The organism is Paraburkholderia sp. (assembly GCF_035948235.1).
Taxonomy (GTDB): Bacteria; Pseudomonadota; Gammaproteobacteria; order Burkholderiales; family Burkholderiaceae; genus Paraburkholderia.
This window is the reverse complement of the sequence record NZ_DASZJJ010000124.1, coordinates 1-17,852: the sequence shown is the minus strand read 5'-3', so window position 1 is coordinate 17,852 and position 17,852 is coordinate 1. Positions and strand designations below refer to the sequence as shown.

15 protein-coding genes are annotated in these 17,852 nt (G+C 65.2%); 8 read left to right on the top strand and 7 right to left on the bottom strand.

Annotation, left to right across the window (positions count from 1 at the left end):
• The 4 genes from VG320_RS11150 to mscL form a co-directional block, all read left to right on the top strand.
• Positions 1–436 (top strand): TRCF domain-containing protein (locus tag VG320_RS11150; RefSeq protein ID WP_327200167.1); only part of this gene is annotated, 436 nt, incomplete at its 5' end.
• 157 nt (positions 437–593) lie between these two features.
• Positions 594–1,838, top strand: a complete 1,245-nt coding sequence (gene argE / locus VG320_RS11145) for an acetylornithine deacetylase (RefSeq protein ID WP_327200166.1) — start codon at positions 594–596, stop codon at positions 1,836–1,838.
• A gap of 11 nt (positions 1,839–1,849) precedes the next feature.
• Entirely contained in the window at positions 1,850–2,866 is a 1,017-nt protein-coding gene (locus tag VG320_RS11140; RefSeq protein ID WP_327200165.1) for a threonine/serine dehydratase, read from the top strand.
• Between the two features lie 177 nt (positions 2,867–3,043).
• The gene (gene mscL / locus VG320_RS11135; RefSeq protein ID WP_327200164.1) at positions 3,044–3,493 is read left to right on the top strand and encodes a large conductance mechanosensitive channel protein MscL; all 450 of its coding nucleotides are present in this window, start codon (positions 3,044–3,046) and stop codon (positions 3,491–3,493) included.
• 90 nt (positions 3,494–3,583) lie between these two features.
• On the opposite strand, the gene VG320_RS11130 is transcribed toward mscL, so the two are convergent.
• From VG320_RS11130 to VG320_RS11120, 3 genes are all read right to left on the bottom strand, one after another.
• On the bottom strand, positions 3,584–5,587 hold the full coding sequence (locus VG320_RS11130) for a hybrid sensor histidine kinase/response regulator (RefSeq protein ID WP_327200163.1): 2,004 nt from the start codon (positions 5,585–5,587) through the stop codon (positions 3,584–3,586).
• 151 nt (positions 5,588–5,738) lie between these two features.
• Entirely contained in the window at positions 5,739–6,347 is a 609-nt protein-coding gene (locus VG320_RS11125) for a response regulator (protein ID WP_327200162.1), read from the bottom strand.
• A gap of 47 nt (positions 6,348–6,394) precedes the next feature.
• On the bottom strand, positions 6,395–8,086 hold the full coding sequence (locus tag VG320_RS11120) for a sensor histidine kinase (RefSeq protein WP_327200161.1): 1,692 nt from the start codon (positions 8,084–8,086) through the stop codon (positions 6,395–6,397).
• Between the two features lie 493 nt (positions 8,087–8,579).
• Here VG320_RS11120 and VG320_RS11115 point away from each other — a divergent pair, with 493 nt between their 5' ends.
• A complete protein-coding gene (locus VG320_RS11115) occupies positions 8,580–9,083 on the top strand; it encodes a hypothetical protein (protein ID WP_327200160.1) in 504 nt (167 codons plus the stop codon).
• Positions 9,084–9,154: 71 nt separating this feature from the next.
• On the opposite strand, the gene VG320_RS11110 is transcribed toward VG320_RS11115, so the two are convergent.
• Positions 9,155–11,611 (bottom strand): AsmA family protein, encoded by a 2,457-nt coding sequence (locus VG320_RS11110; protein ID WP_327200159.1) that lies wholly within the window; start codon positions 11,609–11,611, stop codon positions 9,155–9,157.
• A 125-nt stretch (positions 11,612–11,736) separates the two neighbouring features.
• Here VG320_RS11110 and VG320_RS11105 point away from each other — a divergent pair, with 125 nt between their 5' ends.
• Together VG320_RS11105 and VG320_RS11100 are read left to right on the top strand one after the other, a co-directional pair.
• The gene (locus VG320_RS11105) at positions 11,737–12,477 is read left to right on the top strand and encodes an ABC transporter ATP-binding protein (RefSeq protein WP_327200158.1); all 741 of its coding nucleotides are present in this window, start codon (positions 11,737–11,739) and stop codon (positions 12,475–12,477) included.
• Positions 12,474–13,289, top strand: coding sequence for an ABC transporter permease (locus tag VG320_RS11100; RefSeq protein WP_327200157.1), 816 nt, complete (start codon positions 12,474–12,476; stop codon positions 13,287–13,289). The genes VG320_RS11105 and VG320_RS11100 overlap by 4 nt, the downstream gene beginning before the upstream one ends.
• A 52-nt stretch (positions 13,290–13,341) precedes the next feature.
• Here the strand turns inward: VG320_RS11100 and VG320_RS11095 are convergent, their stop codons facing one another.
• Together VG320_RS11095 and ligD are read right to left on the bottom strand one after the other, a co-directional pair.
• Positions 13,342–13,896, bottom strand: a complete 555-nt coding sequence (locus VG320_RS11095) for a DUF6013 family protein (protein ID WP_327200156.1) — start codon at positions 13,894–13,896, stop codon at positions 13,342–13,344.
• A gap of 233 nt (positions 13,897–14,129) precedes the next feature.
• Entirely contained in the window at positions 14,130–15,257 is a 1,128-nt protein-coding gene (ligD, locus tag VG320_RS11090; protein WP_327200155.1) for a non-homologous end-joining DNA ligase, read from the bottom strand.
• A gap of 347 nt (positions 15,258–15,604) precedes the next feature.
• Here ligD and serB point away from each other — a divergent pair, with 347 nt between their 5' ends.
• Positions 15,605–16,444 (top strand): phosphoserine phosphatase SerB, encoded by an 840-nt coding sequence (gene serB / locus VG320_RS11085; protein ID WP_327200154.1) that lies wholly within the window; start codon positions 15,605–15,607, stop codon positions 16,442–16,444.
• Between the two features lie 83 nt (positions 16,445–16,527).
• Here the strand turns inward: serB and VG320_RS11080 are convergent, their stop codons facing one another.
• Positions 16,528–17,712, bottom strand: a complete 1,185-nt coding sequence (locus VG320_RS11080; RefSeq protein ID WP_327200153.1) for a cystathionine beta-lyase — start codon at positions 17,710–17,712, stop codon at positions 16,528–16,530.
• Positions 17,713–17,852: the final 140 nt, after the last annotated feature.

The following is a 17,852-nucleotide window of genomic DNA, read 5'->3' as shown; positions in this document are numbered from 1 at the left end:
GCCCGCGATCCTCCCCGCCGATTATTGCGGCGACGTGCAGGAACGTCTGTCGCTCTACAAGCGCCTCGCGAACTGCGAGCACGACGATTCGATCGACGGCATCCAGGAAGAGCTGATCGACCGCTTCGGCAAGATGCCGCCGCAGGCGCATGCGCTGATCGAAACGCACCGTCTGCGCCTGGCGGCCAAGCCGCTTGGCATCACCAAGATCGATGCGGGCGAAGCGGTGATCGGCCTGCAGTTCGTGCCGAATCCGCCGGTGGACGCCATGCGCATCATCGAAATGGTGCAGAAACACAAGCACGTCAAACTCGCGGGCCAGGACAAGCTGCGTATCGAAACCCGCAGCCCCGATCTCGCAGTGCGCGTGGCAACGGTCAAGGAGACGCTGCGAGCACTCGGTGCGCCCACGCGCGCTGCGGCTCCACGCGCGTAGTTTGAACGGATGATCTGACGCTTCAACCGTCGCTTCATCCGCCCCCGCGGCATGTTGCAGCGCGCCACATCCACGCGCGCTGCAACATATTTTCCGGCTTTGGCGAGTCCCACCCTTTTTGGGTAATATGGATAAGACAAGCAAGCCGGAGTCCACCATGAGCATGGCCGCTGAAACAGCGCAGTCTTCGCAGCAATCCCCCGCATCTTCCCCCGACCTCCCCCCTTCACTCCCCTGGGTCACCCGCCTCGTGTCGATGGACACGGTCAGCCGCAATCCGAATCTCGGCCTGATCGAAACCGTGCGCGACGATCTGCGCGCGCGCGGCATTGAATCGACGCTCACCTACGGGCGCGACGGCAAATGGGCCAATCTGTTTGCCACGCTGCCGGCGCACGATGGCTCGACCGAGGGCGGCATCGTGCTGTCGGGCCACACGGACGTCGTACCCGTCGATGGCCAGAAATGGGACAGCGATCCGTTCAAGCCGGAGATCCGCGACGGCCTGCTCTATGGCCGCGGCACCTGCGATATGAAGGGGTTTATCGGCGCGGCGCTCACGCTCGTGCCGGAAATCCAGCGCACGAAGCTCGCCAAACCGCTGCATCTCGCGCTCTCGTTCGACGAGGAAATCGGGTGCGTGGGCGCGCCGCTCATGCTCGAAGAACTCGTCAAGCGCGGCGTGAAGCCGGAAGGCTGCATCGTGGGCGAACCCACCAGCATGCGGCCGATCGTGGCGCACAAGGGCATCAATACGTACCAGTGCTGCGTGCGCGGTCACGCGGCGCATTCGTCGCTCACGCCACGCGGCCTGAACGCGATCGAATACGCGGCGCGTCTGATCTGCTACATCCGCGACATGGCCGACGAATTCCGCGCGCAAGGTCCGTTCGACGAGTTGTACGACGTGCCGTTCACCACGGCGCAGACCAGCACGATCGAAGGCGGAAACGCCATCAACACGGTGCCGGCGGAATGCCGCTTCGGCTTCGAATTCCGCAATCTGCCGACGCTCGATCCTGAAGCGATCTTCGCGCGCATCGAGCAATACGCACGCGAAACGCTGCTGCCGAAGATGCAGCGCGAAGGCGTGGCGGGTGCTTCGCCTGCGATCGAATTCATGAAGATTGCGGCAGCGCCGGGACTCGACGTTACGGAACAGGCGGCGATCACGCAACTCGTGCGCGCGCTCACTTCGGACCAGACGCGCCGCAAGGTCGCGTACGGCACGGAAGCGGGACTGTTCGCACGCGCGGGCATTCCAAGCGTGGTGTGCGGCCCCGGCGACATCCAGCAGGCGCACAAGCCGAATGAGTTCGTCTCGCTCGAACAACTTTCGGCATGCGAAGGATTTCTGCGCAAGCTCGTGCGCGGCCTGTCGGTCGACGCCCAGGCGCGCTAAAACCGGGCGCCATGTCTACCGGCACGCCGCTGCCCACCGATCACACGATCGACGGCGAAGCGATTCCCTCGCTCGACGAGATCGCTTCGCAGCACTTCACGCTCGCGCCGTGGGTGCTGCGCACGCCGGTGTTCGATCGGCACGATCTGCCCTCGCTTGGCGACACGCTCGTCAATTTCAAGTTCGAACTGCTGCAGGCCAGTGGTAGTTTCAAGGTGCGCGGGGCGTTCACGCATCTGCTCGCGCTCGATGCCGCGCAACGCAGTGCGGGCGTGACCTGCGTGTCGGGCGGCAATCATGCGATTGCCGTTGCGTACGCAGCGATGCGTCTGGGCGTGTCCGCCAAGGTCGTGCTGTTCCACACTGCAAGCGCAGCGCGTGTGGAGCAGTGCCGCCGTCTGGGCGCGGAGATTGTGCGCGCGGAAAGCAGCCACGAAGCCTTCGAGATCGTGCGCCGCATCGAAGCCGAGGAAGGCCGCTATTTCGTGCATCCGTTTAACGGTTACCGCACGGTGCTGGGCACCGCGACGCTCGGTTACGAATGGGTGACGCAGTCGCCCGATCTCGATGCGGTGATCGTGCCGATTGGCGGCGGCGGACTCGCGGCAGGCGTGGCCACGGCGCTGCGGCTTGCGAATCCGCGCGTGCGTATCTATGGCGTGGAGCCCGACGGCGCGGACGCGATGAGCCGCAGCTTCGCAGCCAACCACACGGTGCGCCTGACCCACATGCACACGATCGCCGACTCGCTGATGTCGCCGCACACCGAGCAATACAGCTATACGCTGTGCCGCCGCCACCTGGAGGGCATCGTCACGGTCTCCGACGATGAACTGCGTGCGGCCATGCGCGTGCTCTTCGATGAGTTGAAGCTAGCCGTCGAGCCCGCCTGCGCTACGGCGACTGCCGCGCTCTACGGGCCGCTGCGCGATACCCTGCAGGGCAAGCGCGTGGGCGTCCTGCTGTGCGGCACCAACACCGATCCGCAGCGCTTCAGCGCAGAAATCGCCCTCGCGCAGCACGCGTAGCGCTCACCGCCTCCCCGGGCACGCGACATGCATTAGTCCGCTTCGCGTTGCACTGCAATCGGCGAAACGTTAGCCAGTGTCAAATCGCTACCGTGTTCCGGGTGCGTTCGCTATCATTGCGCCAATGCGTCGTTATGTATCCAGGCCCGTGCCGCCCCCTTCAAGGAGAGTCCGCTCATGAGCATGATCAAAGAGTTCAAGGAATTCGCCGTCAAAGGCAATGTGATGGATCTCGCCGTCGGTGTGATCATCGGTGGTGCGTTTTCCAGCATCGTCAACTCGGTTGTGAAAGACCTCATCATGCCGGTGATCGGCGTGGTGACAGGCGGCCTCGACTTCTCGAACATGTTCGTGCGGCTCGGCAATATTCCCGCCACGTACAAGGGCAATCCCGATTCGTACAAGGATCTGCAGACCGCAGGGGTGGCCGTGTTCGGTTATGGCTCGTTCATCACCGTGCTGATCAACTTCATCATCCTGGCGTTCATCATCTTTCTGATGGTGAAGTTCATCAACAAGCTGCGCAAGCCAGAAGAAGCCGCCGCGCCCGCCGAACCGGCGCCCACGCCCGAAGACGTTTTGCTGTTGCGCGAAATCCGCGATTCGCTGAAAAACAATCCGCGCTAAACGTTTTTTTGCCGCTGAATTAAAAAAGCCCGCGTCGCCTTCAAGGCACGCGGGCTTTTTTACGTCGATACGCCGGATACTCGCAAGCGCTCAGGACGTCGCCGTATTCGACGCGGAGTTTGACACATCACGCTGCGCACGCAGGATCGCGGCCTGCTCGATCAACTGCTCCAGCTGCTCGAAATTGACCGGCTTCGTGAGGTGCGCGGTAAAGCCCGCATCGAGACTGCGGCGCACATCGTCGTCGGTGCCGAAACCCGTGAGCGCGATCGCGGGCACCGAGGACTCCTTGCGGAAGGCGCGGATAAAATCGATCCCCGAGCCGTCCGGCAGGCCGATATCGCTCACCACCAGATCGAAGCGCTGCGTGGCCGTGAGCGCCAGCGCGCTGGCCACACTCATCGCTACCGCCACGTCGTGACCGAGCGCGCGGATCAGTTGCGACATTACCTCGGCGGTATCCTCGTGATCCTCGATCAGCAGGATATCGAGCGCGCTGGCCTGGTGCGGACCGCTGCGGTCCGCGGGCTCCTCGGCGCCGGTGCCAGGCGTGGCGGTTGGCAGCACGATCGTGAAGGTCGCGCCGCAATGCGCGCCCGGACTTTTTGCGCTGACCGTGCCGCCGTGCGCCTCGGTTAGCGCCTTCGTGACCGCAAGGCCCAGCCCCAGACCACCAAACTGGCGCGTCATGTTGTGGCTGCCCTGCTCGAAGGCATGAAAAAGCTTGCCGATCTGCTCGGGCGCAATGCCGATGCCCGTATCTTCGACTTCGATCACCACATGCATGCGCTCGTCGCGCGTGCGCACGTAGATGTGGCCGCCGTCGGGCGTGAACTTCGCCGCGTTGCGCACGAGATTCCAGAACATCTGCTGCATGCGCGCACGATCGCCGCGCACGTAATGATGTTGCGCCTGACGCTCGACGTGCACGTCCTGCTGCTTGATCTGGATTTCGCTATGGAACAGTTCGAGCACGGCATCGATCACTTCATGCACATCGACGGTATCGAGCGTGAGATCGAGCTTGCCGTTGGCCACGCGCGTGAGATCGAGCAGATCGTCGATCAGCCGCGCCTCGAGTTCGATATTGCGGCGGATCATCAGCACGCCCGCGCGCGCGGCGTCAGGCAGACCCGGAATCTGTTCGAGCAAACGCGTGCCGGCCAGCACCGGCGTGAGCGGCGTGCGCAACTCATGCGACAGCATGGCGAGAAAACGGTCTTTGGCGCGATTGGCCTCTTCGGCGGCCTGCCGCGCGGCCTGCTCGGAGGCCAGCAGCAGTTCGCGCTCTTCGCTCGATTCACGCTGCGCGTGGATATCGGTGCAACTGCCGAACCACTTGTTGATGCCGCCACGCGGATCGCGCATCGCCACGATACGCACATCGAACCATCGCCAGGTGCCGTCGTGGCGGCGAATGCGCAGCTCGTGCCGGTAGTCGTTGTTATCGCTGCGCACGGCCTTCAGCCACGTGTGGCGAATATCCTCGCGATCGTCGGGATGCACCGCGTCCAGCCACGCGAGCCCCTGCGAGGTGCCCGCGTCCAGGCCCGTGTAATCGCGCCATTGCTTCGAAAGAAAATCGCAATCGCCGTCCGCGCCACAAGTGAAGACCAGATGCGGCAACGCCTCGGAAAGCGTGCGGTAATGTTCCTCACGGTCGCGCAGCAGCAATGCCTGATCGGAGGCGCGCTGCAACGAAACCTGCGAGAGCACGCGCGCCACGGCCTCGGGCAGATAGTCGAGATAGTCGCCCGACTTCGGGACGACGTCGGAGACGCCCGCGCGCAGCGCGGCGATCACGCGCGACTCGTCGGTGAAGCCGGTGACGAGGATCGCCGGCACGCGCACATCGTCCGCGCGCAGGCGACGGAAAAAGTCGAGCCCGGTTTCCGCGCCGTCGAGCTGATAGTCGAGCACCAGCACATCCGGGGTGCGCGCCGCGAGCACGGCGCTCGCCTCGGCCACGCTGCTGCAGGTGTCCACGCGCGCGCCGGCGCGCACGAGCGATTTGCGCGCGAGCCGCAGAATGCCCTCGTCATCGTCGACGACGAGCACATGCGCGCCCGCCAACAAGGTTGCTTCTTCGTTCATGCGCGTCGCATCCCTCGGAGCTGGCTCCAGTCACGGAGCATGCGCAATCTGGTCATGATGGTCATGCGTGTTGTTTAAACTCTCTCGCCGGTGGGTTCGTGCCGGTTCGTGTCGCCGGCACGCCCTGCCGTATTGTCATCCAGCGGCGCGTTCAGGGCCGGCTGAAGCGATGCCCTGGCGGCAGCTTGACGACCTGCAGGAAAAAGCCCAGTCGCCGCACCGCCTCGATGAATGCGTCATATTCGACGGGCTTCGTGATGTAGACGTTGCAGCCCAGTTCGTAGCAGCGCTCGATCTCGCGTGGGTCGTCGGTCGTGGTGAGCACGATCACGGGCACCGAGGCCGTCGCCGGCTCGGCCTTGAGACGGCGCAGCACCTCGAAGCCATCCACGCGCGGCATGCGCAGGTCGAGCAGGACGACGAAGTTCGCCAGATCCTCGCGCGACGGAAAGCCCGGCGCGCTGGCCGGTCGCGCTGCCGGTCGCTCTACCGATTGCGCCGTCTGGCCGTCCTGGTCCGGCGCGCCGAAGAAATAATCGAGCGCCTCCTGGCCGTCACGAAAACGCAAAAAGCCATTCGACACGCCAGAGCGGCGCAGGTTGCGCTCGACCAGCGTGGCATGGCCGTCATCGTCTTCGATCAGAACGATACTCACGCGTTCGCCGGCCAGCGCGGCGCGGTAATCGCCGGGCTGCGCGTCGTCCTGACCGTGTTCGCGAGCTTCGTCCGCGTGATTCCCCGTGTCTTCCCCGTGCGTCATATGCCGCTCTCCGACGTTCCCTGAAACGTTTTCGATGGTGCTGGTCCTTAAGCTGAAGCTGCGCGCAGCGGCGCGTCCGGCAAGGCGACGAAGAATGTCGAGCCTGCGCCTTCCGTCGATTCGACCCACACGCGACCGCCGTGCCGTTCAGCGATGCGGCGCGCGAGCGCGAGACCCGTGCCCTGCCCGTCCGACTGGCCGCCGTGCACGCGCTGAAAGGCTCTAAAAAGCTTGGGCAGATAGGCGGCGGGAATGCCGATGCCATTGTCGCGCACATAATACGTCCGCGTACGGGTGTCCGGCATGCGCGATGCATTGCGCGCGCTTTCCAGGGCATTTTCAGGCGTTTTTATGCTGGAAACAGCAAGCGCTACGGATTTTTCCTGCACTTCATCGGCTTCATCGGGGAGCACCGCGCCGATCTCCACCAGCCCCGGCCGCGACGGATCGAGATGGCGCAAGGCGTTATCGATCAGATTGCCGAAAATCTGTTCCAGCGCCGCCGGATCGCCCCACGCAGGCGGTAGCTCACCCACGAAAATCTGCGCACGCTGCGCGAGACCGGCCGCGAGTCCACCCAGCGCACGCTCGACGATGCGCGCCACATTGACGCGTTGCCAGCGATATTCAAGACGTCCCGCGCGCGACATCCGCAGCAACGCATCGATGATCGCCGCCGAGCGCGTCACGGCCTGGCGCAGGAATTGCAGCGATTCAGCCACGTCGCCATTGAGCACGGCATGCATGCGGCGATGTTCGTCGGCGGGCAATCCGGCCGTATCGATCTGCTCGCGCAGGTCCTCGCACGACACCTGCAATTCCTTCGAAAAACCTTGCAGATTGACCAGCGGCGAGCGCAGGTCGTGCGAGACGCTGTACATGAACATCTCGTTGTCCTGACTCTCCTGGCGCAGCTTGTCGTTGGCGGCGGCAAGGTCGGTGGCGCGCGCCTGCAACTGGAGCTTGAGCGCGGCCTGTTCGCGTTCGGCGTCGCGCAGGCGTCGGCTGGTCTGGTTGAGCACGGCATCGAGCGCGGCGATCTCGTCGTCGCCCTCGAGCGGGCGCGCCAGCGGCACGCCCTCGCTCAGGCGTTGCGCATTGGCGCCAAGCGCCGCAAGCCGCTGGCCCACGTTGCGCGCGAACGCAATGGCCGTCACGCCCCAGATCAGCATCGAGCCGACCACGGCAAAAATCAGCGCGTTCTGCTGGCGCTCGCGCGTCTCGCGCAATGAGGCGCTGCGCGTGATGTCGAAGCGCGTCTGCTCGGCGATAAAGGCGTCGAGTTCACTACGCACGGCGTCGATTTCAGGCGGCAGGCCGGTGGCGCTCGCCTGCACGTAAGCGCCGGCGCGGCCTTCGCGCAGCGCGTCGGCGATCTCGGCGCAGCGCGCGCGCCACGCTCGCGCGTCGTTATTGATGCGCTGCACGCGCGCGAGTTGCACAGGATTGTCGCTAACCATATGCGCAAGCAGCGCGATACGGTCCGAGAACTCGGCCCACACGGCGCGCCGGTCGATAAACGAGGGATCTTCGAGCACGACAGCGGTGCGCACGCGCGCGGCTTCGCGCAACAGCGGCTGGGCGATGCTGGAGGCCTGCCAGAGAATCTGCTTGCTGGCGTCGGCGCGCCTGGCGGCCTGGGCGGCCTCGCCCTGCGTGTCGAAGACGACGCCGAGCAGCGCCAGTTCGACGACGCTTGGAATCGCGATCAGCAACAGCCCCTTGGCGAACAGTTTCATGGCGGTCTGGTTCAGTGGCGCCTGGTGACGCTCGGTAGCACTCGCGATGGCGTCAGGCGGCGCTCGCGCACCTGCGTGCAGCGATCCGCACGACAGGAATCTTCGGGCGGCCCTTGGCGGTCCCGTTCCCGCGCGGCGCATCGCGCGCCGCAGGCACCAGAGCCGAAATATTATCAGCGCGAAATTGCGAGATGACAACGTATGTGGCGACGACCACCTCGCTACAAGAAAAGCCCGCTTTTTCCCGAGAAATCGTCACACCGCGCGCGCGCGCAGGACTATTATTGAGACCGGAGACAAAGAAGAAAGAGAAGCAAAGAGAAGCGAGAGAGCGCCGGGATACATACATGAGCGCGACGTGCGGCCCGGCATGGCGTTTTGCCTGACGCAATGAGGAACTGGGCGCCGTCCCCACGGCCTGGCATCCTCGCGAATCCGGCAGATCCTATGCTAGAAGGATCGGCGTGCGGCGCACCAATCCGGGAGTGGTCGCATGGGAACGCTGCGTGTTTTGCAATCCACCTTTTTCAGGCGAATTTTTATGTCCTTCCCGAAAAAGCGTAAGCGCGTCAAGGCGGATGGCGACGAGTCTTTTCTCGCCGTGCTGAGCCACTTCAAACCGTTCGGTCAGCTGGACACCAAGATTGCACGCGCACGCGCGCAGGACGAGCCGGTGCTTTATGCACATGTGCTGCCCGGCCTCGACGTGCTTCTGTGCAGCGTGCGCGGGGCGCATCCGCCCTATCCCGCGACGGCCGAATTGCGCAAACGCTGCATCGAATCGATCGCGCATGCGCTCGAGCAGCCGCTCGAAGGGCTCGAAAACGGCGGCTACTGGTATGAAGCCGACGGTTTCGGCTTTCTCGTGTTCGCCAGCCGAGCGCGCGCGAGAATCCTTGCCGACTTCGGCGCGGTTCGCCAGGGCTTGAATTCGCGACGTGTGACACGCCGCCAGGACGCCACCGGCGATCCGGCACCGCGACAGCAACTGCGCTGAACATCACGTAAAAACGCCCGACGCATCGCTGCGCCGGGCGTTTTTCCATGCGTGTTTGTTCCTGACTCTTTTTAGCTTCCCTTGTAGAGATTCTGCAGGCCCGGTTGCGAGGACGCATCGGGCTGCGCGCTCTTCGGCGCACGCGTGGCCGCCGCGCCGCGGCTGGCGGCGCTCGCAGCGCTGGCAGGAACAGGCGCCGAAGCCGGCGCGCGCATCTTCTGCCCCGGCGGCGGCGCGACCGGATGCTGGCGCATCTGCGACAGCAACGCATCGCACGGCAGCGGCTTGTTGTTGCTCGGCGCGATGAGCGGCAGCAGCGCCGCGAACGGGTTGATGAGGCCAAGGCCGACCATCGCGCCGCCGCGCAGCGCGAGCGCCGCCGCATCGACACCGACGTGCGGATTCTTGAACGTGCCCTTCACGTAAAGCGGCGAGCGCAGCGAGAAGATGCGGAAGCCCTTGGTGTGAGGATGCACCTTCATGTCGAGCGACTCGTCGCGCAGATCGATCGGCCCGGTGATGTCGATCACGGCGTCGTCGGTGTCGAGCGCGAATACGCGCGGGTCGAGCGTGCCGTTGGTCGCGACGAAATCAGCTGCGGCGCAGTTGATCTTCACGTCGCGCTGGCCGAACAGCTTCTCGTAGACCACATTCGCGACGTTCAGGCCCGCCGCTTCCATCAGCAGCCGGCTGACCGTGCCTTGCGTGACGAGCAGTTTCACTTCGCCGTTCGAGGTGGACGCGAGCGCCGCCGGCGAGTTGCCAGTCGCGGACAGCGACGCGTCGCCGTTGACTTCGCCGAGCGCCGATTGCATCGACTTGACCGAAGGGAACAGTTGCTTGAGCTTCAGGTGGCGCACTTCGGCGGTGCCGCGCGCCTTGAGCGGCGTGGTGCTGCCGTCCAGGTTCACGCGCGTGGCGAGCGTGCCGCCCGCCACGCCGAACTGCAGCGGATCGAGCACCAGCACGCCGTTGGTCATGATGACGTGCGTGTAGAGGTCCTGGATCGGCAGGCTGCCCTGCTTGATGATGCGCTTGCCGGTGAACTTCACGTCGGCGTCGATGGCGTTCCAGCGGTCGGTCTTGAACGGCTCGACCGGAATCACGCGATCGGACGGCTGCTTGCTGGTGTCGCCGCGTTTGGCCTTGCTCGCCTTGCTGTCCGCGCCGATGATCGGCGCGAGATCGGAGAACTGCAGCAGGTTCGACACGAGCGTACCCGAGAGCAACGGACGCGTCGGGCGCTGCGTGTAGACGAAGGTGCCGTTGATATCGCTACCGCCCACGCGGCCCGTGAAGTTTTCATAGCGGAACACGCTCGCGCCCTTGCGGAACTGGCCGACGAAACGCCCTTCGGTGGCGTAAGGCGGCGTTTCCGGCAGCGTCACGCCCGTGAGGTTGTAGAGATGCGCCATGCTCTGGCCTTGCAGCCACAGGCGCAGATCGACGGCGGCCAGATGCGCGGGATCCGTCACCGTGCCGACCAGTGCGATATGCATGTCGCCTGCGCGCACGTCGGCCTGCACCGGGAACGGACGATTCGAATCCTGCAGCGCAAGCACGCCGCCGAGCTTGCCTTCGCCCGAAAGCGGCGTCTTGTTGTAGGTGCCTTTGACCGTCCAGCCGATCGCATAGAACGGTTCGGTGGTCTTGCCGCCCGAGACTGCGTTGGCGTTGCTGGCCGAACTCGCGCCGATTGCGGAAAGTTTTGCGCCGATACCGCCGGAAGCGCCGGAAGCTGCGGGCGCGCTGGCAGCGGTGATTTCGCTTGCGCCGCTAGCTGCACTTGCGGCGCTGGCCGCAGCCGCTTCCGAAGCCTGCTGCTTTTCCGCCTGTTGTGCGAGCCGGTTCGCGCCCGAGCGCCCGATCACCTGCGCCGATCCCTGGCGCGACGCCGCTTCCTGCTGCTCCATCACCTTGCCGATCGGAATGCCGTGACCGAGCAGGCTCACGGTCACTTTCACGTCCGTTTTGGTCTGCTGGTCGCTCACGGCGATATTGCCGTTCGAGAACGTGATGTCGTGCAGATCGAGCTTCCACGTCGACGGCCCGCTCGACGCCGGCAGCTTGAAGGTCCAGTTGTTGCGCCCGTCGCTCAGCCGTTCGACATCGACGGACGGGTTCACGAGATTGATCGCCGGAATCACGATGTCATGCGCGAGCAGCGGCAGCACGGCGACCTCGAAATCGATCTCGTCGAGCGTCGCGAACTTCGGCGTTTTGGTCCAGTCGGGATTCGCCACTTCGATCTGCGTGGCCGAGAAACGCGGCCAGGGCACCCACGCGCGCCAGCCCGTCTCGCCCGGCGGCCTGCGCCAACCCACCTTCAGATCGCCGACGATCGCAAATGGCCGGCCAATCGCCTCCGACACTTTTTCGTTCACGTAAGGTTTGGCGCGATTCCAGTCGAAGGTGAGGATAAAAACCGCAAGTGCGGCGACCAGCACGGCGACAACGGCCACCAGCCATGCGATGATCCTGGCGAGTGTGCGGCCGCGGCCGCGGGGCTTGGGTTGCGGTGACGTCATGCGCGCTCCGGGTTATGCATTGTTGTTTCGCCAACGAATTTGAAGCAGACCGCGTGCCCGACGGGACCTGGCGGCCTTTCCCTTCCCGTTGGCCGCGAAACACGCCTGTTGTTCACAGTCATTTAATGAAAAACCCCCAGAACGATTCAAACCGTGACGCGCTAGTCGAGGCCCGGGGCCTCATGCGGCGCGACGCCCAGCGCGGGCAGATTTTGCTACATCCGACCGATTTCGCGCTCGAAGCGGGTCAGCGCGTCGTCCTCACCGGGCCATCCGGCTCGGGCAAGAGCGTGTTCCTGCGCGCGCTTGCGTTGCTCGATCCACCCGATGGCGGCGAGCTGCTCTGGCACGGCAAAACGGTCGGACGTACGCAGATTCCGTCTTATCGGCGGCATGTTGCCTACCTGCGCCAGCGGCCCGCTCTGATCGACGGCTCGGTCGAAGACAATCTGCGCTATCCGTGGTCGCTAGCCGTGTATCGCGGCAGCGCCTTCGACGCTGCACGCGTCACCAGCTTGCTCAACGCCGCAGGACGCGACCGCGATTTCCTCACGCGCGACGCCGCTGAACTCTCCGGCGGCGAAGCGCAGATCGTCGCGCTCGTGCGTGTGCTGCAGCTCGACCCCGAGGCGCTGCTGCTCGACGAACCAACTGCCTCGCTCGATCCGGAATCGGCGCGCACCGTCGAAACACTCATCGCCCATTGGTTCGAACGCGAACGCGCCGCGCGCGCCACGGTCTGGGTCTCGCACGACCCCGCCCAGGCCCAGCGCGTGGGCGAGCGTCATCTGACGATGCGCGCTGGCGTGCTCAGCGAGGCCGCCGGCGCATTCATCGACAACCCCGCCACTGGAGCGCCGCAATGAGCCCAGGCGTGCTGCAGAATCTCAGTCTCGGCGACGTCGCCATCGCGGCGCTGCTGGTGTTCGTCAACGGCGCGGTTTCCGTGCTGCTCAAGCTCGATCTCGAACGCAAGCTCGCGTGGGCGGCGGTACGCACCGTCGTGCAGTTGCTCGCGATCGGCTATGTGCTGGGCTGGGTGTTCGCGTTCGATCGCTGGTATGTGGTGCTGCCGCTCATGGCGTTGATGACACTGATCGCCGGCTTCGCGGGCGCGCAACGTGGCGCGCGCACCTATATGGGCCAGCGCATCGACAGCATCATGTCGATCTGGGTCAGCGCGTGGCTCGTAGCGGCGGTTGGCCTGTTTGCCGTGATCCGCATCCGGCCGTGGTACGAGCCGCAGTATGCGATTCCGATCCTCGGCATGATTCTGGGCAATACGCTTACGGGCGTGTCGCTTGGCGTCGAGCGGATGATGCAGGAGCTGACCGCCAGGCGCGACCGCGTGGAGAGCGCGCTGGCGCTCGGCGCGACGCGCTGGGAAGCGGCCCAGCCGAGCGCGCGCGAGGCGGTGCGCGCCGGCATGATCCCGACGCTAAACCAGATGGCCGTGGTGGGCGTGGTGAGTCTGCCCGGCATGATGACGGGCCAGGTGCTGGCAGGCCAGTCGCCCTTGCAGGCGGTGCGCTACCAGATCGTGATCATGTTCCTGATCGCAGCGTCGTCGGCGCTCGGCACCGTGGGCGCGGTGCTGCTGGCGTATCGGCGGCTCTTTTCCGCCGATCACTGCTTCATGGCCGCGCGGCTCAAGGAACGCGCGAAAGCGCGGGCTTGAGCGCCTGTGGCAGCCCGCGCTTGTCTGGCCGGCGCTTGTCCAGTAATCGTGTCTAGCGTTGCGCCGTCACGCTCAACTGGGTGCCGTCGCTGAGCGTGAGCGTCTTCGCCGTGCCGTTGGTCGGCATCGAGAAGTGCAGCACTTCGCTATGCGCAACGACCTCGGGGCATTGCGTGCCGCTCGCGGCCTTGCCGCCGCGCGGCGCCTGGGCGCGGAAGCTCACCTGCACGTTCGCCGTGCCGTTCTGCGCGACGATGGGCGCGAGGCGCACCTGGATCTGGCGCACCATCGCACCGTTAGCGTCGAGCGGCAACGAACTGTAATCGGGACAGCTTTGCGCGGCCGGCACCGCACCGCCTGGCGGCGTCGAGCGCCAGTTGAAATCGTCGGTGTCGCCCGAGCGCAGCGTACGCGTCTCCTGCGCCGTGCCGTAGAGCTTCGAGGTGACTTTCACGGTGTAGCGGATCGGCCCGTCGGTGGCGGCCTTGGACGTCACGGTAATGGGTGTCGTGGCGAATGCCGGCAGCGCGAGCGCGCAACACAGGGTAACGGCGACATGAGCGAGCGCCGCGCGAGTGCGGCGGGAGCGGGTGCGGCTGCTGGGCATGCGTCATCTCCTGGCGGGAGTTGCCGCGGCCGCGAAAGACGTGGCCGAGGCAGCACGTGGCGGATTGTTCTTCCGGCAGTCTAGCGCGCCGCGCGAACGCGTGCGCCGGGCGATGGCATCGCCCAGCCCAGGTTTTATACGGCTTGCCAGGCGACGCCTTTTGTAGCGCGATCAGGCGAACACGTTTTGTGCACCGTTCAGTTGGTCAGGCAGTTGACCACTCAGTTGACCAATCAAGCGCCGCCCTCCTCCAGCCGCAGCGTCAGCTCGCTGCTCACCGTCTGGCGCACCTGCGCGTAGCGCGCCCACGGCGCCGCGCACTTTGGCCGGTTGAGCTGCTTGAGCCGCACATCGATATTGGCGAGCGTCCAGTGCGCGCCGCCCGTCGTCTGCGCCAGCTCGTCCCACGCAATCGGCACGCACACCCCCAGTCCCGGCCGCGCGCGCACGCTGTAGGCAGCCGCCGTACCCGCACCGCGCACGTTGCGCAAATAATCGACGTAGATTTTCTTCCTGCGATGATCGGTGTTCTGGATGGCTGTGAATTGTGTCGGCCAGCCCGAGGCAAGCCGCTGCGCAACGGCGCGCGCGAAGGCCCTGGCGTCGTCCCAGCCGGGGCCCGCAGCGAGCGGCACGACGATGTGCAACCCCTTGTTGCCACTAGTCTGGCAGAACGCCTCCAGCCCCAGATCGCCGAGCAGCGCGCGCGTGAGTTCCGCAGCCTCGATCACGCGCTCCCAGCCCAGCACCGGATCGGGATCGAGATCGAACACGATGCGATCGGGCAATTCGACATCGGCGGCGCGCGCGCTCCAGGTGTGGAGTTCGATGACGTCCATCTGCGCCACGTTGATGAGCGCGTCGAGCGAATCGATGCCCATGAGCGGATGGCCGCCATCGAGTTCGTCATGCAGCGTCACGCCGGGAATCGGCGTGCGGGTCAGATGACGCTGGAAAACCTGCTCGCCTGCGAGACCCTGCGGCGCGCGCAGCAGCGAAACCGGGCGATCGCGCAGATGCGGCAGTAGCCAGGGCGCCACGCGCTCGTAATAGCGTACGAGATCGAGTTTGCGGATGCCGCTATCGACGTCGATGATCCGCCGCGCGCTGGTGATGTGAACGCCAGCGACTTCGCCTGTGATGCCGGCACGGCCATTGCGCGAACGGGGTGGCGGGACTTGAGCAGCGTCCTGAGCTTGACGTCTGGCGCGCGCTGGACGTGGAACCGGACTTTCAGCGAGTTGCGGCGCGAGCGGCTCAAGCACTTCCTGTGCGGGTTGCGGCGCGCCTGATGGAACTTCCGTGGGCGCGCCGGTCGGTGTTCGGCCGGGACTTGTCTGGGCGGAATGAGCGTCCTGCATACCGGTTCCCCTGGCGCCAGGCGGCGCATGCGACACATCGCGCGACGCGACTCGCGATGCGTGGTTGACGGCACGCGGCGGCCGTCCCCCGCCGGACGCCGCACGAGCATTCATTGTGCCTCGAAAGCGAGCTTTCGTCTCCGTAAGCTGTACGGCGGGTCGCGCACCCGCGCCGAAACGGTACAATTCGCGTTTTCGCCGCGCGCACCGGCTGGATTTGCCGCTTTCAGCGGCTCATTTATCGCCGCGTTCGCGCCCTGTTTCGCTTTTGTACTGCTTTCTGTCCCGATTCCTTCCCGAATCCGACTCAACCCGCCGCATCCGGGGCGCCTCGCGCCGCACACGTCATGAATCTCGTCATCCAGAGTCCCGCTCCGCTGTCTGCCGCCCATCACAAGCCGCTCCTCGCCCTCGCGCGCGGCAGCCGTCTCGTGCCGATCGACGAGCACGCGATCCGTATCGAAGACGCCGCGCCCGCGCAGCGCCCGGACCTCGATGTCTACTGCGGCACGCATCAACTCGACTACGCCTTCGTGGAAGCGGGCCGCACGCTCGGCAGCTTTGGTCTGGTCGCGATGGACATGGACTCGACGCTCATCACGATCGAATGTATCGACGAGATCGCCGACTTCTGCGGCCTGAAGGCCGAAGTCGCCGCTATCACGGAAGCGTCGATGCGCGGCGAGATCAAGGACTTCAACGAAAGCCTCACGCGCCGTGTGGCGCTGCTCAAGGGCCTCGAAGCGAGCGCACTGGAGCGTGTCTATGAAGAGCGTCTGCAACTGTCGCCCGGCGCGGAAAAAATGCTCGCGGGCGCGCAGGCCGCGGGCCTGAAGACGCTGCTGGTCTCGGGCGGCTTCACGTTCTTCACGGAACGGCTCAAGGCGCGTCTGGGCCTCGACTTCACGCGCGCGAATTCGCTGGAAATCGTCGATGGCAAGCTCACGGGGCGCGTCACCGGCGAAATCGTCAACGCCGAAGTGAAAGCGCGCACCGTTCAGGAAACCTGCGCGCAACTCGGCATCGATCCGCGCCGCGCGATTGCCATGGGCGACGGCTCGAACGATCTGAAGATGATGGCCGTAGCGGGTCTGTCGGTCGCGTTCCGTGCGAAGCCTGTGGTGCGCGAAGCGGCCAGCGTCGCGTTCAATTACGTCGGGCTTGACGGGCTGCTGCGTCTGTTCTGATCGATAGATCTAGCCGCGAAAAACACAACGGCCGCGCCAGTCTTTACAGACCGGCGCGGCCGTTGGCTTTTGTGCGCGCGGTTTTACGCGAGCGTGGCGAGCGCGCGTTCGATATCGGCGCGCAGATCGGCTTCGTCTTCCAGGCCGATGTAGAAGCGCACCAGCGTGCCGCGATGCGGCCAGCTCGCCGCCGTGCGCATCGACGCGATGTCGTACGGCATCACCAGACTACGCGCCCCGCCCCAGCTCCAGCCGAGCGCGAAGAGTTCGAGCGATTCGCAGAACGTGTCGATCTGCGCGGCGCTATAGCGTTCGTCGAACACCACCGAAAAGAGCCCGCCCGCGCCGGTGAAATCGCGCTTGTAGAACGCGTGGCCGGGGCAATCCTCGAAGGCGGGATGCAGCATCGCCGAGATCTCGCTACGCGTCTTGAGCCATTGCGCCAGCGACAGCGCCGCGCGGTCGTGCGCATCGAAACGCACCTTCATGCTGGGCAAGCCGCGCAACACCAGCGAGCAGTCATCCGACGAGACACCGATGCCCAGACGCATGCGCGCGAGCTTGATCTTCAGGTAGAGATCGCGGTCGCGCGTGATGGTCGCGCCCATCAGCACGTCGCTGCCGCCCGACTGATATTTCGTGAGCGCCTGCACCGAGATATCGACGCCGTGATCGAAGGGCTTGAATGCGAGGCCTGCCGACCAGGTGTTGTCGATGGCCGTGAGCACGTTGTGTGCACGCGCGACCGCCGTGATCGCGGGCACATCGGACACTTCCATCGTCACCGAGCCCGGCGCTTCCAGCCAGATCAGCTTCGTTTCGGGGCGGATCAGCGCTTCGATGCCCGCGCCGATCATTGGATCGTAATAGCGCGCCGTGATGCCGAAGTCGCGCGCAAGCCAGTCGCCGTGATCGCGATTGGGCGAGTAGACGTTATCGGGAATCAGCACGTCGTCGCCAGCCTTCAGGAGACCGAAATACACGTTCGAGATCGACGAGAGACCCGATGGCTGCAGCAGTGCGTACTCGCCGCCTTCGATCTCGGCGAGACGCTGCATCAGCATCGTGGACGTGGGTGTGGCGTGCAGACCATAGCGCCATTGCGCGTCGTTCTTCCAGTCGAGACCGCGCACGGTCGCGAGATCGGGGAACACGACGGTCGAGGCGCGCGTCACCGGCATCGAGAAGGATTCGAAGCCCGGCGTAAGCTGGTCTTCGTGACGCACGATGCTAGTTTGCAGGCCGCGTTTGAGTTTGGATTGGGTCATGGTGTAGGTAGACTTTATTCGCCGGTTTGCAGGTTGCTCACCCCGCCAACGGCGTGACCACCGCCTGCCGCCGAGGCGGGCACCGTTGCGCCGCCGGCGGACGGCTGCGGCGCGGCCGCAGCCTTGTTGGCGGCCACACC

Coding starts and splice junctions, on each gene's coding strand:
- argE (WP_327200166.1), top strand. CDS start 594: ATGAGCATGGCCGCTGAAACAGCGCAGTCTTCGCAGCAATCCCCCGCA.
- VG320_RS11140 (WP_327200165.1), top strand. CDS start 1,850: ATGTCTACCGGCACGCCGCTGCCCACCGATCACACGATCGACGGCGAA.
- VG320_RS11105 (WP_327200158.1), top strand. CDS start 11,737: ATGAAAAACCCCCAGAACGATTCAAACCGTGACGCGCTAGTCGAGGCC.
- VG320_RS11130 (WP_327200163.1), bottom strand. CDS start 5,587: ATGAACGAAGAAGCAACCTTGTTGGCGGGCGCGCATGTGCTCGTCGTC.
- VG320_RS11080 (WP_327200153.1), bottom strand. CDS start 17,712: ATGACCCAATCCAAACTCAAACGCGGCCTGCAAACTAGCATCGTGCGT.
- VG320_RS11115 (WP_327200160.1), top strand. CDS start 8,580: ATGGGAACGCTGCGTGTTTTGCAATCCACCTTTTTCAGGCGAATTTTT.
- VG320_RS11110 (WP_327200159.1), bottom strand. CDS start 11,611: ATGACGTCACCGCAACCCAAGCCCCGCGGCCGCGGCCGCACACTCGCC.
- VG320_RS11125 (WP_327200162.1), bottom strand. CDS start 6,347: ATGACGCACGGGGAAGACACGGGGAATCACGCGGACGAAGCTCGCGAA.
- VG320_RS11100 (WP_327200157.1), top strand. CDS start 12,474: ATGAGCCCAGGCGTGCTGCAGAATCTCAGTCTCGGCGACGTCGCCATC.
- mscL (WP_327200164.1), top strand. CDS start 3,044: ATGAGCATGATCAAAGAGTTCAAGGAATTCGCCGTCAAAGGCAATGTG.
- VG320_RS11120 (WP_327200161.1), bottom strand. CDS start 8,086: ATGAAACTGTTCGCCAAGGGGCTGTTGCTGATCGCGATTCCAAGCGTC.
- VG320_RS11095 (WP_327200156.1), bottom strand. CDS start 13,896: ATGCCCAGCAGCCGCACCCGCTCCCGCCGCACTCGCGCGGCGCTCGCT.
- serB (WP_327200154.1), top strand. CDS start 15,605: ATGAATCTCGTCATCCAGAGTCCCGCTCCGCTGTCTGCCGCCCATCAC.
- ligD (WP_327200155.1), bottom strand. CDS start 15,257: ATGCAGGACGCTCATTCCGCCCAGACAAGTCCCGGCCGAACACCGACC.